General features: G+C 67.9%; 9 protein-coding genes. 6 read left to right on the top strand and 3 right to left on the bottom strand.

The genetic code is table 11. The annotated features are described in order from the left end of the window. Window positions 1-99 precede the first annotated feature (99 nt). Entirely contained in the window at window positions 100-2490 is a 2391-nt protein-coding gene (locus ACSC1S_RS17935) for a PAS domain S-box protein (protein ID WP_435365475.1), read from the bottom strand. Between the two features lie 140 nt (window positions 2491-2630). On the opposite strand from ACSC1S_RS17935, the gene ACSC1S_RS17930 reads away from it, so the two are divergent. The 3 genes from ACSC1S_RS17930 to hjc all read left to right on the top strand — a co-directional run bounded on the left by ACSC1S_RS17930 (window position 2631) and on the right by hjc (window position 6719). Next, window positions 2631-3914 carry an adenosylhomocysteinase gene (locus tag ACSC1S_RS17930; RefSeq protein ID WP_435320151.1) on the top strand — a complete coding sequence of 428 codons (1284 nt, stop codon included), beginning with the start codon at window positions 2631-2633 and terminating at the stop codon, window positions 3912-3914. A 154-nt stretch (window positions 3915-4068) separates the two neighbouring features. Continuing rightward, window positions 4069-6225 (top strand): hypothetical protein, encoded by a 2157-nt coding sequence (locus ACSC1S_RS17925; RefSeq protein WP_435365474.1) that lies wholly within the window; start codon window positions 4069-4071, stop codon window positions 6223-6225. 65 nt (window positions 6226-6290) lie between these two features. After that, on the top strand, window positions 6291-6719 hold the full coding sequence (gene hjc, locus ACSC1S_RS17920) for a Holliday junction resolvase Hjc (RefSeq protein WP_261649431.1): 429 nt from the start codon (window positions 6291-6293) through the stop codon (window positions 6717-6719). A 195-nt stretch (window positions 6720-6914) separates the two neighbouring features. Here the strand turns inward: hjc and ACSC1S_RS17915 are convergent, their stop codons facing one another. Further along, entirely contained in the window at window positions 6915-9404 is a 2490-nt protein-coding gene (locus ACSC1S_RS17915; RefSeq protein WP_435365473.1) for a DUF5059 domain-containing protein, read from the bottom strand. A 115-nt stretch (window positions 9405-9519) separates the two neighbouring features. Further along, window positions 9520-10158 carry an SWIM zinc finger family protein gene (locus tag ACSC1S_RS17910; RefSeq protein WP_435365472.1) on the bottom strand — a complete coding sequence of 213 codons (639 nt, stop codon included), beginning with the start codon at window positions 10156-10158 and terminating at the stop codon, window positions 9520-9522. Window positions 10159-10366: 208 nt separating this feature from the next. Between ACSC1S_RS17910 and ACSC1S_RS17905 the strand changes: the two genes are divergently transcribed. The 3 genes from ACSC1S_RS17905 (at window position 10367) to ACSC1S_RS17895 (ending at window position 12724) form a co-directional block, all read left to right on the top strand. Continuing rightward, entirely contained in the window at window positions 10367-10711 is a 345-nt protein-coding gene (locus tag ACSC1S_RS17905) for a DUF7471 family protein (protein ID WP_435365471.1), read from the top strand. Continuing rightward, complete coding sequence (locus ACSC1S_RS17900; RefSeq protein ID WP_435365470.1) at window positions 10708-11220, top strand: winged helix-turn-helix transcriptional regulator; 513 nt, start codon at window positions 10708-10710, stop codon at window positions 11218-11220. Before ACSC1S_RS17905 ends, ACSC1S_RS17900 begins: the two co-directional genes overlap by 4 nt. 193 nt (window positions 11221-11413) lie before the next feature. Then, window positions 11414-12724 carry a DUF7405 family protein gene (locus ACSC1S_RS17895; protein ID WP_435365469.1) on the top strand — a complete coding sequence of 437 codons (1311 nt, stop codon included), beginning with the start codon at window positions 11414-11416 and terminating at the stop codon, window positions 12722-12724. Window positions 12725-12737 lie beyond the last annotated feature (13 nt).

Below are 12737 nucleotides of genomic sequence, written 5' to 3'. Positions count from 1 at the left end.
CTTCCCCTTCCCTTTCGACCAGTATCCCCCCAGAGCGGCTGCACTCCCGATTCTCCCGTGTCGCGCCGAGACGTTCCGAGAACCGAGCGCCCAGCCGGGTCAGTCCACCCGCGGCATGTAGACGGTGAACACCGCTCCGCCGTCGGGGGCGTTCTCCGCCTCGACTCGGCCGCCGTAGGAGTCGATTATCTCACGCACGAGGTACAGGCCGAAGCCGGTTCCCGGGCTGTCGAACCCTTTGCGGCCCTTCTCGAAGACGGCGTCCCTGAGCTCCTCGTCGATACCGGGGCCGTTGTCGCGGACCTCGACTGCGACCGTCTCCGCGGTCACCTCGGTCCGGACCTCGACGACGGGCGTCTCCTTATCGTTGTGCTGGACCGCGTTCGTCAGCAGGTTCTCGAACACCTCCGGGAGGAGGTCGTCGGCCAGCACCTCGACCGAGGGGAACGATTCCCATTCGAACCGGGAGTGGTCGTACGCGTCGGCCGCCTTCTCCATCTCGGCGTCGAGGACCGTATCCAGTGCCATCGGCTCGGGGTCGTGCTCCTTCCCTTCGACGATGGCCCGCATGAACGCCCGCATCGTCTCGATGAGGTCGATCATGTCCGCGATACGGGCCTGGATCGTACCGAGGTGGGTCGCCATCTCCTCATCGACGTGCCCTTCGAGTAGTCTCGCCCGCGCATCGACCACGTTCATCCCGTTGAGCAGGTTGTGGCGGATGATGCGGTTCATGAACTCCAGGCGCTCGCGCTCGTGTTCGATCTGCTGTTCGCGCTCGCGGCGCTCGGTGATGTCCCGGGTGACCTTCAGGAACCCGCGAAGCTCGCCGTCGTCGTCCTGGAGGGCCGTGATGACGACGTTCGCCCAGAAGCGCGAGCCGTCCTTGCGAACACGCCACCCCTCGTCGATGGCACGGCCCTTCTCGGCCGCCCGCCGGAGGAGGGTCCCCGGACGGTCAGCCTCGCGGTCTTCCTCGGTGTGGAACGAGCTGACGTGTTCGCCGATGATCTCCGCTTCGCTGTACCCCTTGATGTCCTCTGCCCCGCGGTTCCAGCTCTCGACGTGCCCATCAGGGCTGAGCCGGAAGATGGCGTAATCCTCGACGTCCTCGACCAGCGACTCGAACTGCTCGCGGGTCTCCTGGAGTTCCTGCTCACGCCGACGTTCGTTGCGGCGATGTTCCAGTTCGTGCGCCAGCGAGTTCGCCATGATATCCAGGAGCGCGAGTTCCCACTCGGCCGTCTCTTCGCGGGGCTCGGAGTCCCCGAACGCGAGGACACCGTCCAGATCGTCTTCGACCCTGACCGGGACGCCGACGTAGTACTCCAGCCCGTACTCCTGGTAGGACCGCGACTCGGTGAACTCGGGCCACTCCTTGGAGACGTGGGTCGCGTACCGGAGTTCGTTGCTCTCGACCACGCGTTTCGCGTAGGTCCCGTCGATGGAGATGGCGTACCCCTCCTGGACGTCGACGGGTATCTCGGTTCGCACCGACTTGACGAACACCTCGTCGTCGGAGACCTGTGCGAACACCGCGTGCTCCACGTCGAGCATCTCAAGCCCGAGGTCGAGGAGTTCGTCAGTGCGGTCCTCGAGGGGAGTCGACCGGTCGAGCAGCACATCGTGCAGCCGGCGAAGCGTCTGTTCGCGGGCTTCGAGCCGGTCGTTCGTCCGCTTGCGCTCGGTGATATCGGTGTAGTGTTCGATGCGACCACCCCGGTACAGGCCGGACTCGATGGGATGACTGGAGTGTTCCAGCCATCGTCCCTCGTCGCCGTCGCCGACGACGTGGCACTCGAACTGCTCCTCGCCGGTGTTGTCGTCGTACGCGGCGGTGACCTGCTCGGCGAAGCGCTCGGGCTGGTCGAACTGGTGCTTGAGGTGCTCGTCGACGAGCGTCCGGGCATCGCGCCCGATGACCGACTCCCGTTCCAGGTCGAAGTACCGCTCGGTCGCCTCGTTGACCCAGACTACGTTGAGGTCGGAGTCGAGGATGAACAGCCCCACGTCGGAACTGTCGAGGACGTCCTCGGTCAACGACCGGTACCGCTGCTCGCTCTGGGTCAGTTCGCGCTGGCCCTCGCGCTGTCTCGCGCTGTACACCCCGACGCCACCGCCGGCCACCAGGCCGAGCAGGACGGTGTTCGTGACGGTGACGTACGAGGCGGTCTGGTCCTGCAGGAACACGTGGACCCCGAGAACCCACGATTCGAGCGCGACCGCGACCACGACGGCGACGAACGTCCAGCGGGCGATGTGGAGGACCCGATTAGCCGGCCAGTCCGCGAACAGGGACCAGATGGCGGCCCCGGCGACGGCGAGCGTCAACAGGGCCGGGAACGCGACCTCCAGCGATGCCGAGAGCAGTGGCTCACCGGCCCAGGAGTCCGTCAGGACGCTTCGAATCTGGATCGCCAGGATTGCCACACAGATGCTCAGGATGCTACCGACCCCGAGCAGTCGTCGCTGCTCGTCCGAGAACTGCATTGGCGGCAGGTCGCCGGGCCGGGATAAAAAACGGAGCACCTACACACATCGGGACGGACCGACGGTTCACCGGAACCCGCGGACGGGGGCAGTGCTCCGACTTCGGTATCGTTTTCCTCCCGCTTCCCATGGTCGCAGGCATGAGCACGTATCCGACCATCACGGAACAACTCGACGACCCCGAGCCGGCCCAGACAGAGGGCCGCCGCAAGATGGACTGGGCTCGCCAGCACATGCCCATCCTCGAAGCCCTCCGCGAGGACTACGAGACAGACCAGCCCTTCGCCGGCCAGCGCATCGGTATGGCGATGCACGTCGAGGCGAAGACGGCGAACCTCGTCGAACTCCTCGCCGACGGTGGTGCCGAGGTCGCCATCACCGGCTGCAACCCGCTCTCGACACACGACGACGTGAGCGCGGCGCTCGACACCCACGAGAACATCACGAGCTACGCCAAGCGCGGCGTCGACGACGAGGAGTACTACGAGGCCATCAAGGCGGTCATCGACATCGACCCGACCATCACGGTCGACGACGGGATGGACATGATCGCGGCCATCCACGAGGACTACCCCGAACTCATCGAGACCATCGTCGGCGGCTGCGAGGAGACCACGACCGGTGTCCACCGCCTGCGCGCGATGGACGCCGACGGCGAGCTGAAGTACCCCGTCTTCGCGGTCAACGACACGCCGATGAAGACGCTGTTCGACAACGTCCACGGCACCGGCGAGTCCTCGCTGGCCAGCATCGCCATGACCACGAACCTCTCGTGGGCCGGCAAGAACGTCGTCGTCGGTGGCTACGGCTACTGTGGCAAGGGCGTCGCGAAGAAGGCCGCGGGCCAGAACGCGAACGTCATCGTCACCGAGGTCGAGCCCCGCCGGGCCCTCGAAGCCCACATGGAAGGCTACGACGTGATGCCGATGGCCGAGGCTGCCGAGGTCGGTGACGTGTTCATCACGACGACCGGCAACCGCGACATCATCACCGGCGAGCACTTCGAGTCGATGAAAGACGGCGTCCTGCTGAGCAACGCCGGCCACTTCGACATCGAGATCGCGCTCGACGAACTCGACGACATGGCCGTCGACAGCTACGAGGCCCGCGACGGCGTGCAGGCGTACGAGATGCCCGACGGGCGCCGTCTGAACGTCCTCGCCGAGGGTCGCCTCGTCAACCTCGCGACGCCCATCGCGCTCGGCCACCCGGTCGAGGTCATGGACCAGTCCTTCGGTATCCAGGCTGTCTGTGTCGAGGAACTCGTCGAGAACGGCGACGAGTACGACGCCGGCGTCCACGAGGTCCCAGACGACCTCGACAAGGAGGTCGCCGAGATCAAGCTCGCGGCCGAGGGCGTCGAGTTCGACTCGCTCACCGAGGCACAGCGCGAGTACATGGGCTCCTGGGAGCACGGAACGTAGGCAGAATCGTCACTCCCAGCGACTGAGAAGAACCGCGCTTTCTGGCGATTTTTCCCCGCTCTGGTTGGGTTTCCCACACCTCAATCCCCAATAACCTTAATTTTACAACAATTTCCGATACCATGAAATGCATTCGGATTGAGCATCAGACAGCGTGACGGAGGATAGCGAACTTACGACTGACGAGGAGGCGGTGGACTGGCCCCCGACGGACGGTGACGCAGTGAACGTCGCCGAACGCGGCGTCCGCGTTCGAAAGTGGGTGACGGAGCGTGGCGCCGCCGTGCCCGTCGTGAACTACGACATCGCGTCGATGCGTGACGAGCCAGTCACGCTCGAACTCCGTGACGAGACTCCCGACGACCTCTCCGGAGACGACGTGGGCTTTCACGAGGATTTCGAGGCCGAGAACTGGCGACGCATCGACGAGAACGAGATCGCGTACAGACGACAGCTCGCCCCCGGCGAGTCCGTAACGACGGTGTACGGCGTCCGCCGGCCGTCGCTCGACGACCCCGAGGCGTTCCTCGGCCGACCGACACTGTCGGTCTCCACCGAGGACGAGGACGGGCCGGCACCACTCGACGACACTTCGGAGGCGGTCCCGACGCTCGACGTTCACAACGAGGGTGACCTCGCGGCGAACGACGACGACGCCGCGGACGACGATACTGCGGAGACCGTCGAGCAGGCCGCAGCGGAGGCACTCGAGCTCGACGAGCTGACCGAGGCCGACAGCGACGAACCCATCGCACTGGACGAAGTCGCCGCGCCCGACGAGAGCGCGGTCGACGAGACCGACGACAGTGGCGACGGGGACGACGGGTTCGGTGCCGGCCTCGACCTCTCGGGCGTCGACGACCTGGGTATCGACGACAACGAACCGAGCCTCGACGACGTCTCGATAGACGACGAGCCATCGCCGGACGACAGCGGGGCGACGGACCCGACGGGCACGGGCACCGTCGCGGCGGACCTCGCTCGCGAGTTCCGCGCCGACAGCGTCGACGACGAGGACCGCGACGCCATCGCACAGGAGCTCAACCTGGAGCTCTCCGAGTCGACGGCCGCGTTCCTCGACCGGCTCCGCGACCGTGCAGGCCAGCAGCGCGAACGGCTCGAACGCGACATCGAGGACCTCGAATCGAGCATCACCGAGGTGTACGGCCTCAAAGCCGACGCGGCTGACCTGCAACAGACACGCACAGACCTCGCCGCACTCGCCGACCAGAAGGCCGACGAGACGGACCTCGCGGTGATCCGTGAGGCCGTTCAGGCGCTCAAGGACGCGAAGGCAGAGGCAGACCGCCTCGACAGCGTGGCCGACCAGCTCGACCAGCTGGCCGAGGACGCTGCGACCGACGCGCGCGTCGACGGCGTCGAAGACCGGCTGGCCGAGCTAAACGAGGCCGCCGCTCGCGCCGACGACCTCGAGGCCCTCACGGAGGAGGTCGACGCGCTCGACCATCGCTCGGCGACGGTTCGGGGACTGGCCGAGGCCGAACGCGATCTCGCGCGACTCGACGACCTCGCCGCGCGGGCCGCGGCGCTCCGCGACCTCGAAGACCGCGTCGACACCCTCGACGACGGTCTCGAGACGCTCCGCGAGGAGCGCGAGGAAGCGACCGAAGAACTCAGAGCGGCCCTCGAAGCGACCGTCGAGGACGCCCGCGAGGACTTCGAGAACGACCTCGAGGCGGTTCGGCGCGAACGCGAGGCCGCAGCCGGCGACCTCCGTGACGACATGGAGGCGAACCTGGTGGAGATGCAGTCGACCCTCGAATCGGACGTGTCTGACCTCCGGGAGTCGACCGACGACGACGTCACAGCGCTCCACGACCTGCTCGAAGACGAGTACGTCACCGAGCGGACCGTCGACGACGTCATCGTCCAGCGGGTCGACAACAGCATCCGAGCGCTCCTGTTGCTGGGGCTCGGCTCCGGCGGCGTCCTGCTCTCGTTCGTCCTCGCGGCGACCGGGTCGGCATCGCTGGCGCTCAGCTCGTTCGTCCTCGGCGCGGTCATCCTGGGCGGCTGGTGGTATCTCCAGCCGGGCGGGCTGGCCAGCGGCATCGCCGACGGCGATGAGAACGCGACCTCGGCGGCACCGCAGACCGAGACCACCGAGGACCAGAGCGATTCGGCGTCCGGCGAGGGCGAGGGCGAGGCCGACGCGAACGAGGTGGCGGCGGCCGAGAGTGCTGACGACGCCGAGCCGGACGAGGACAGGGCGGTCGAAGCCACGGCCGAAACCGACGGTGGCGAGGACGCGGCCGACGAGGCCGACACCGACGAGGAATCGGCCGACTGACTCCTGTTCCTGAACGCGATTCTCGGGTCGCCCGACTTATCATCCCCCGTCTCCGAGAGGGGAACATGAGTTCGAACCGGAAGGGTGACCGCATGGAACGCGAGCTCGTCAACAAACTCGACGAGGCCGGGTTCGCGGTCATGCGTGCGCCGGCGAGTGGCAGCGCGACCGAGCGCGAGCTCCCCGACGTCCTCGCCGGCAACGGCGACGTGTTCTACGCGATCGAGGCGAAGTCGTCATCGGGGAGGCCCATCTACCTCGATGGAGAGGAGATCGAAGCGCTGCTCTTTTTCGCACAGAACTTCGGCGCGAAGGCGCGCGTCGGCGTGCGCTTCGACCGTGAGGACTGGTACTTCTTCCATCCGGCCGACCTGTACGTCACCGACGGGGGCAACTACCGGGTGAAGAAGGAGACGGCACTCGCTGACGGGACCGACTTCGAGGAGTTCGTCGGCGGCCCGCGAAAGCGCAGTCTGACCGACTACGACGAATAGCGTCGACTGATTGTAGGGTGGCGGACAGGCGGTGACCGCGGGCCGTCCGTGTGTTCACCGCGCAACCGCTGGGACACGGACGGTGGCTCGTGGGGGCACACCGGGGGTGGCCGCGTTCTCTGGTAAAAAGGATGGGACGACAGCGGCAGGTGGGAGGACAGTGGCAGCGTCAGCGGTCGGGGGGCGGTGTCGTGCTTACTCCTCGACGACGACCGTACCCGCCATCCCGGCCGCGGCGTGCGGGATGCAGTAGTACTCGTGAGTCCCGGTCGTCTCGAACGTGTGGACGTAGGACTGGCCGGACTGGACGGCACCCTTGCCCTCCTCCCAGCCGGTCTCGGCCGCGTCCTGGGACTCGAAGCCGCCGGAGGCCCAGAAGGACGCACCCTCGGGGATGGCGTCGCCCTTCGCGGTGACGGAGTGCGCCTCACCGGCGACGTGCTTCCAGGCGACCGTGTCGCCCTTCTTCACGGTGAGTTCGGCGGGCTCGAAGGAGACGGCCTTCATGTCGACGACGTGGTCGGCGTCCTCGGGGACGCCGTCCTGGACGTTGGGACCACCAGTGAGTTCGGGGTCGGTCTCGCCGCCTTCCTCGCTCCCGCCGTTTCCGGTGCCGACGGGTGCCTTGTCGACGGCACCGACGACCGCGAACTGGGCGCGCAGGGTCGCGGCAGCGAACGCGGAGAGGTGCGAGGAGACGGCTTCACCGTTCTCCAGCGCCTCGACAAGCGCCTCAAGTTCGTGCTCGAAGGTCTCGTAGGCGGCGTGGTCAGCCTCCTCCAGCAGTTCGTGGACCTCGGCGTTCTCGAAGTCCTCGTAGACCCCGCTGGCGATGCCCGCCGCGGCGGCGGTGAAGTCACCGCTTCCGGCGCTCTCGACGAGAGTGTACATCGCGTCGAGCGCCTGCTGGCTGAACGCCTTCGTCTTCGCGTACACGTCCCCGCCGGAGCCGACGGCCTCGATGCCGCCCTCCAGTTCGTGCTCGAAGGACTCGTAGAGGTCGTGGTCGGCGTGTTCCAGTGCCTCGTGGAAGCCGCCAGCGCCGGACTCGAAGTGTTCGTAGGCGCTCTGCAGGGTCGCCTTCGCGCGGTCGGTCGCGCCGACCGTGGCGAGGGTCGCGGCGTCGAAGCCGAGCGCCGTCATGTAGCTCGCCTCGGCGACCGAGACCAGCGTGGTGGAGCCGACCATCGTCTCGAACTCGAACAGGACCGAGAGCGTCGCCTCGCCCTCGGTCTCGACGGCTGCGTCGTCACCGTTCGAGAAGGCCTCGCCGAGCGATTCGAGGTGACCCTCGAAGGACTCGTACGCCTCGTGGTCGGCGTGCTCGAACGCCTCGTGGAAGCCCAGTTCGTCTTTCTCGAAACGCTCGTAGAGGGCGCTCGTGCTGTCGGCCGCAGCGCTGGCCTCGCCGGATTCGTACTGCAGGATGGCGTCCTCCACGCGGGCGCGGAAGAACGCGGCCTCGAGGACAGCCGCCTCGGTCCCGGTCGCGAGCTTCCCGATGCCGGTCACGAGGCTCTCGTCGACGGTGGCCAGGGCGCTCTCGATGCCGGCCGAGTCACCGTTCTCGATGGCCTCTTTGAGAGATTCCAGGCCGCCCTCGAACGCCTCGTAGGCCTCGTGGTCGGCGTGTTCGAGTCCTTCGTGCGCGCGAGCCCCCTCGAAGTGCGCGTAGATGTCGCCGGCTATCGTGGCTGCGACCTCGGTCTCGCCGGCGGCGGCGAGTCGCGCCGCGTCGACGGCGCGGGCGCGGTAGGTGGTCAGGGTGCCAGCGTGGGCGAAGTTCGTGCCTGGGCCGCCCAGCCCGGCGAGGGTGGCGGCATCGAAGCCGCGGGCCTGCATGGTGGCGAGGTGGCCCGCCCCGGCCGTGGTCTCGGCCTCGGCCAGCGCGTAGGAACCCTGGACCGCGCCGTCGACCGCCGCGTCGATCTTCGATTCGACGGTCGCCGCGTCCTCGGACTCCGCCGCGGTGGTGGCCTGCTTCAGGCCGTTCTCGAACAGACTGTACGCCTCCTCGTCGGCCGATTCGAGCGCGTCGTGGACCGCGGCGTCCTCGAAGTCGTCGAGAACCTCGCCCGCGACGGCTGCAGCCGCCTGGAAGTGCCCAGCGCCAGCCAGCATCCGGACGTTGCCCGCGTTCGCGCCCATGAGCTGCATGTCGAGCGCCTGCGTGGCTGTCTCGCCGACCAGTTCGACCTGGGCCGCCCGGAGCGCCTGGCTTCCGTCACGGGCGTCGAGCTTCGCGGTCGCGAGTGACTCGGACTCGAGGCTCTCCTTCAGGGCCTCGAGTGCGCCCTCGAAGCCCTCGTAACTGGACTCACTGGTGTGTTCGAGCTGCTCGTGGGCACCCCACTCGCCCGACGCGCCCTCGAAGCTCGCGAACACGTCCTCGGCGATGGACGCGCCACCGGAGAAGTCGCCCGCGATGCCGAGGGCGACCGCGTCGGCCAGCCGGGCGCGGTAGACGTTCCACTGGGCTGCGACGGCGACGTTCGCGCCGACTGCGGCGCTCCCGCCGTCGCTCTCGTTCTCGTCGTCGGAGTCGGTCGTGTCCTCGCCGGACTGGCCGGTCTCCGGTGACGTCTCGTCGGTCTGGTTCCCGTCGGTCGCGCCACAGCCGGCCAGTGCGGCTGCGCCGGCTGTCGCGCCGAGCGTCCGCAGGAGTTCACGTCGGTCGAACTTCATACTCGATTTAGGCCGACCTAAAGGTAAAAGGTGTTACGATTTTTCGGCTGGCCTAAACCTAGGCGAATCCGCTGTTTCAGGCCGTGTTTTCGTGTGAATTGGAAACAGACCGCAGTCAGGATTCGGGGCGCACGAGACGCGAAACGGGGAACGAGTACACGCGGAGTGACTCAGGGGCCGGCCCGCCACTCGTGACCCGGACCGCCGGGTACACCGCGCTCACGACCGGGTCGCTCGCCGGGTACGCCCGATTGGTGGCGTACTCGGCGACCGTGCAGTCCTGGCTGGGAATCCGGACCTCGTCCGCGCGACGGTTCGAGACCGCCACGACGAGGACCAGCCCCCCGGTCTCGCGGTCACGCGCCACGTCCCCGCGCTGGAACCGGTGGCGCGGACAGAGGTGCGGGTCGGCAGAGGCGGTGCGGACGAACACCTCCTCGGCACAGACCGCGCAGGGGACCGCGACGTAGCCCGGCGGGGGGACTCTCCCTTCGGTTATCTCGATGGCGACCCGGCGGAGGTGCTTACAGCGCGCGTCGCGGAACAGGTGGTCCGGACAGGTGCAGCGCCCTGCAACGACGTTCGCGAGGTAGCGATGGCCTGGTTCGGTCTCGACCTCGTACACGTCGCCGCCGAACGCGGTGACGAGCATCGGCTCTTCGCGTGCGCGGCGCGACCGCTCGTCGAGATGGGCGTCGCTGGGCACGGGCAGGTTCGTCTTCTGTGACGCGGGTGTGCTTCTGGTGTGCGTCATGCGTATTCACCGCCGGAGCGTGGGCTATGCCGGTGTCCGGCTTCGAGTTGAAGTACGGGTTCGGCGAGCGTAAGTCTTTCACCCGTATTCCCGCCCATTGCGCCCTCAGACCCCACGCTTCGACACTTTTCCTCCCGCAAAGGCCATCGGTTGTGTGCAGCCCACACAATCGAACAGTTCAGGTGACTGGACCCGCTAGCGCAGCACGATGGAACCCCTGCCGGGGCTCGCACCGCTGCACGCCAGTACGACGGTCGGCCCGCTGCTGCTGGGCGTCCTCACCCTCGCCGGGCTCGGGTCCGCGCTGTTGCTCGGGCTCGGGCTGGCAGCGTACGTCCGGCGGCGCTCGCGGCCGTATCTGCTGGTCGCGCTGGCGCTCGCCACCATCGCGGGCCGGTCGCTGGTCGCCTGGTTCGCCATGATGGGGCCGCTCACCGACGCCGACCACCACCTCGCCGAACACGGCCTGGACGTGGTGATGACCGCGCTCGTGGTCGGTGCGGTGTGGTACGCCCGCGAGATCCGGCAGGGACGCGATACCGACGACACATGACCGACGCACGCACCCGCATCGAGCACGAGATCGCAGCACAGCCCGGCGTCCACTTCAACGAACTCGTCCGGTCGCTCCCCTTCGCGGCCGGCCACGTCCAGTACCACGTCCGCTCGCTGGTCACCGACGACTCGGTTCTCCGCGACGAGCTGTTCGGCCGGACCCACTACTTCCCGCCGGGCTACGACGCGTTCGAGCGCGCCGCCATCGCGCTGGTCCGCCGCGAGACCACCCGCGACATCCTCGCTGTCCTCATCGAGGCGGGGCCCTCGCGTCCCGCAGCGGTGGCCGAGGACGTGGGTGTGGCGCGCTCGACGCTCGAACACCACCTCGGCAACCTCTGTGACGCAGGCCTCGTCGAGAAGGAACGCGACTCGCGCAACCGCGTGACGCTGGTGCTCGCCGACCCCGAACGGACCGGCGACCTGCTCGCGGACGTGACGCCGACGCTGCCGGCTCGGCTGGTGGACCGGTTCACCCGGCTGGTCGACGACCTGCTGGCGGAGTGATTTTATACGAGGACGGGGCCAGCCCCGCCATGTCCTGACGAGTAACCGTGTGGCGGGCAGCGGGTGCGCGACCAGCCGCCACACGACTTCGGGTGCCGACGCCAGACCAGCCTCGACGCCCACGTGTCGCCTGTTCGCCCTTTCGACGCATGCACCACGCCGTTTTTTGCGGGGCAGTTCCTAGCGAACGCCGATGACAGCACGCGACAGCCGCGGAATCCCCCGCCGCGAGTTCGTCAAATCGGCCGTCGCCATCGGCGGGACGGCCGCCCTCGCCGCCTGCCTGGACCGGGAGCGAAGCGGCGACGACGCCGCCGCGATTCCCACGGGCACCGACGACCCGACGAGCCTCCCGCGCGGCCAGCACACCTGGAACGAGTTCCTCGCGACCGACGACCACGGCAACGACGTCGCCCCGCGCCACCACCTCCTGCTCTCCCTCGACTACGCGGGCGACGGGACGCCGAGTAGCGACGAGCGCGAGACGGTCGAGGCCGCCCTCCAGAGCCTCGAACGCGCCTTCGAGTGGTCGAACGAGGGACTGCTGTTCACGGTCGGCTACTCCCCGGCGTACTTCGCCCGGTTCGACGACGAGCTGCCCGACTCGGCAGGCATGGCCGAGCCGAAGGCGCTCTCGCCGTTCGAGGAGCCCGAGTTCGACACGAACGACGCGGTCGTCCACCTCGCCAGCGACCACGGCTCGGTCGTCCTCGAAGCCGAGGAGACCCTGAAGGGCAGTCGCGAGGAAGCAAACGGTGTCGAGATGGACGCCCACCTCGGCGACGTGTTCGACTTCCCGGACGACTTCCCCGGCCGCCGGACCGGGTTCGTCGGCGCTGGCCTGCCCGCCGAGCACCAGGACGTGGCCGGCATCCCCGACGACGTGGACATCGACGAGGAGTCGCCGCTGTTCATGGGCTTCAAGTCGGGCTTCAAGAAGAACCAGGCCAGCGAGGACTTCGTGACGATTCCGGCTGGCCCGTTCGCCGGCGGGACGACCCAGCACGTCTCGCGCATCCGCCTGCGTCTCGACGACTGGTACACCGAGAACGACAGGGAGGAGAACGTCGCGAAGATGTTCTGTCCCGCCCACGCCAAGGAGGGCAAGGTCGAGGGTGCAGGGGACAACCTCGGCACCTCCTCCGGCGTGGAGGAAGCCGGCTGTGTCGAGTCCATCGACGACGATGCGAGGAACTACGGGAAGATCGGCCACACCCAGAAGACGGCTGCCGCCCGCGAGGACGGGAGCCCACTCATCATCCGCCGGGACTTCGACTCGACCGACAGGGACGAGGCCGGCCTGCACTTCCTCGCGGTCCAGCGTTCCATCGCGGACTTCGAGAAGACCCGCGAGGCGATGAACGGCACCGACCAGACGAAGCACCCGACCATCCGCCAGCGCGTCAACAACGGCATCCTCGAGTACACGTTCGTCAAGCGCCGTGGTAACTTCCTGCTCCCGCCGCGGGCCCACCGCGCGCTCCCCGAACCGAACCCGCAGTAGAACGATTCGACGC

It is taken from the genome of Haloarchaeobius pelagicus, from assembly GCF_051207375.1.
GTDB lineage: Archaea > Halobacteriota > Halobacteria > Halobacteriales > Natrialbaceae > Haloarchaeobius.
The sequence above is the reverse complement of the archived record's forward strand: the minus strand, read 5'-3'. Positions and strand labels throughout refer to the sequence as shown.

Bases quoted from the DNA above. Each gene is read 5' to 3' on its own strand.
- ACSC1S_RS17895 (WP_435365469.1), top strand. From the start codon at position 11,414: ATGACAGCACGCGACAGCCGCGGAATCCCCCGCCGCGAGTTCGTCAAA.
- hjc (WP_261649431.1), top strand. From the start codon at position 6,291: ATGAGTTCGAACCGGAAGGGTGACCGCATGGAACGCGAGCTCGTCAAC.
- ACSC1S_RS17910 (WP_435365472.1), bottom strand. From the start codon at position 10,158: ATGACGCACACCAGAAGCACACCCGCGTCACAGAAGACGAACCTGCCC.
- ACSC1S_RS17905 (WP_435365471.1), top strand. From the start codon at position 10,367: ATGGAACCCCTGCCGGGGCTCGCACCGCTGCACGCCAGTACGACGGTC.
- ACSC1S_RS17935 (WP_435365475.1), bottom strand. From the start codon at position 2,490: ATGCAGTTCTCGGACGAGCAGCGACGACTGCTCGGGGTCGGTAGCATC.
- ACSC1S_RS17900 (WP_435365470.1), top strand. From the start codon at position 10,708: ATGACCGACGCACGCACCCGCATCGAGCACGAGATCGCAGCACAGCCC.
- ACSC1S_RS17930 (WP_435320151.1), top strand. From the start codon at position 2,631: ATGAGCACGTATCCGACCATCACGGAACAACTCGACGACCCCGAGCCG.
- ACSC1S_RS17915 (WP_435365473.1), bottom strand. From the start codon at position 9,404: ATGAAGTTCGACCGACGTGAACTCCTGCGGACGCTCGGCGCGACAGCC.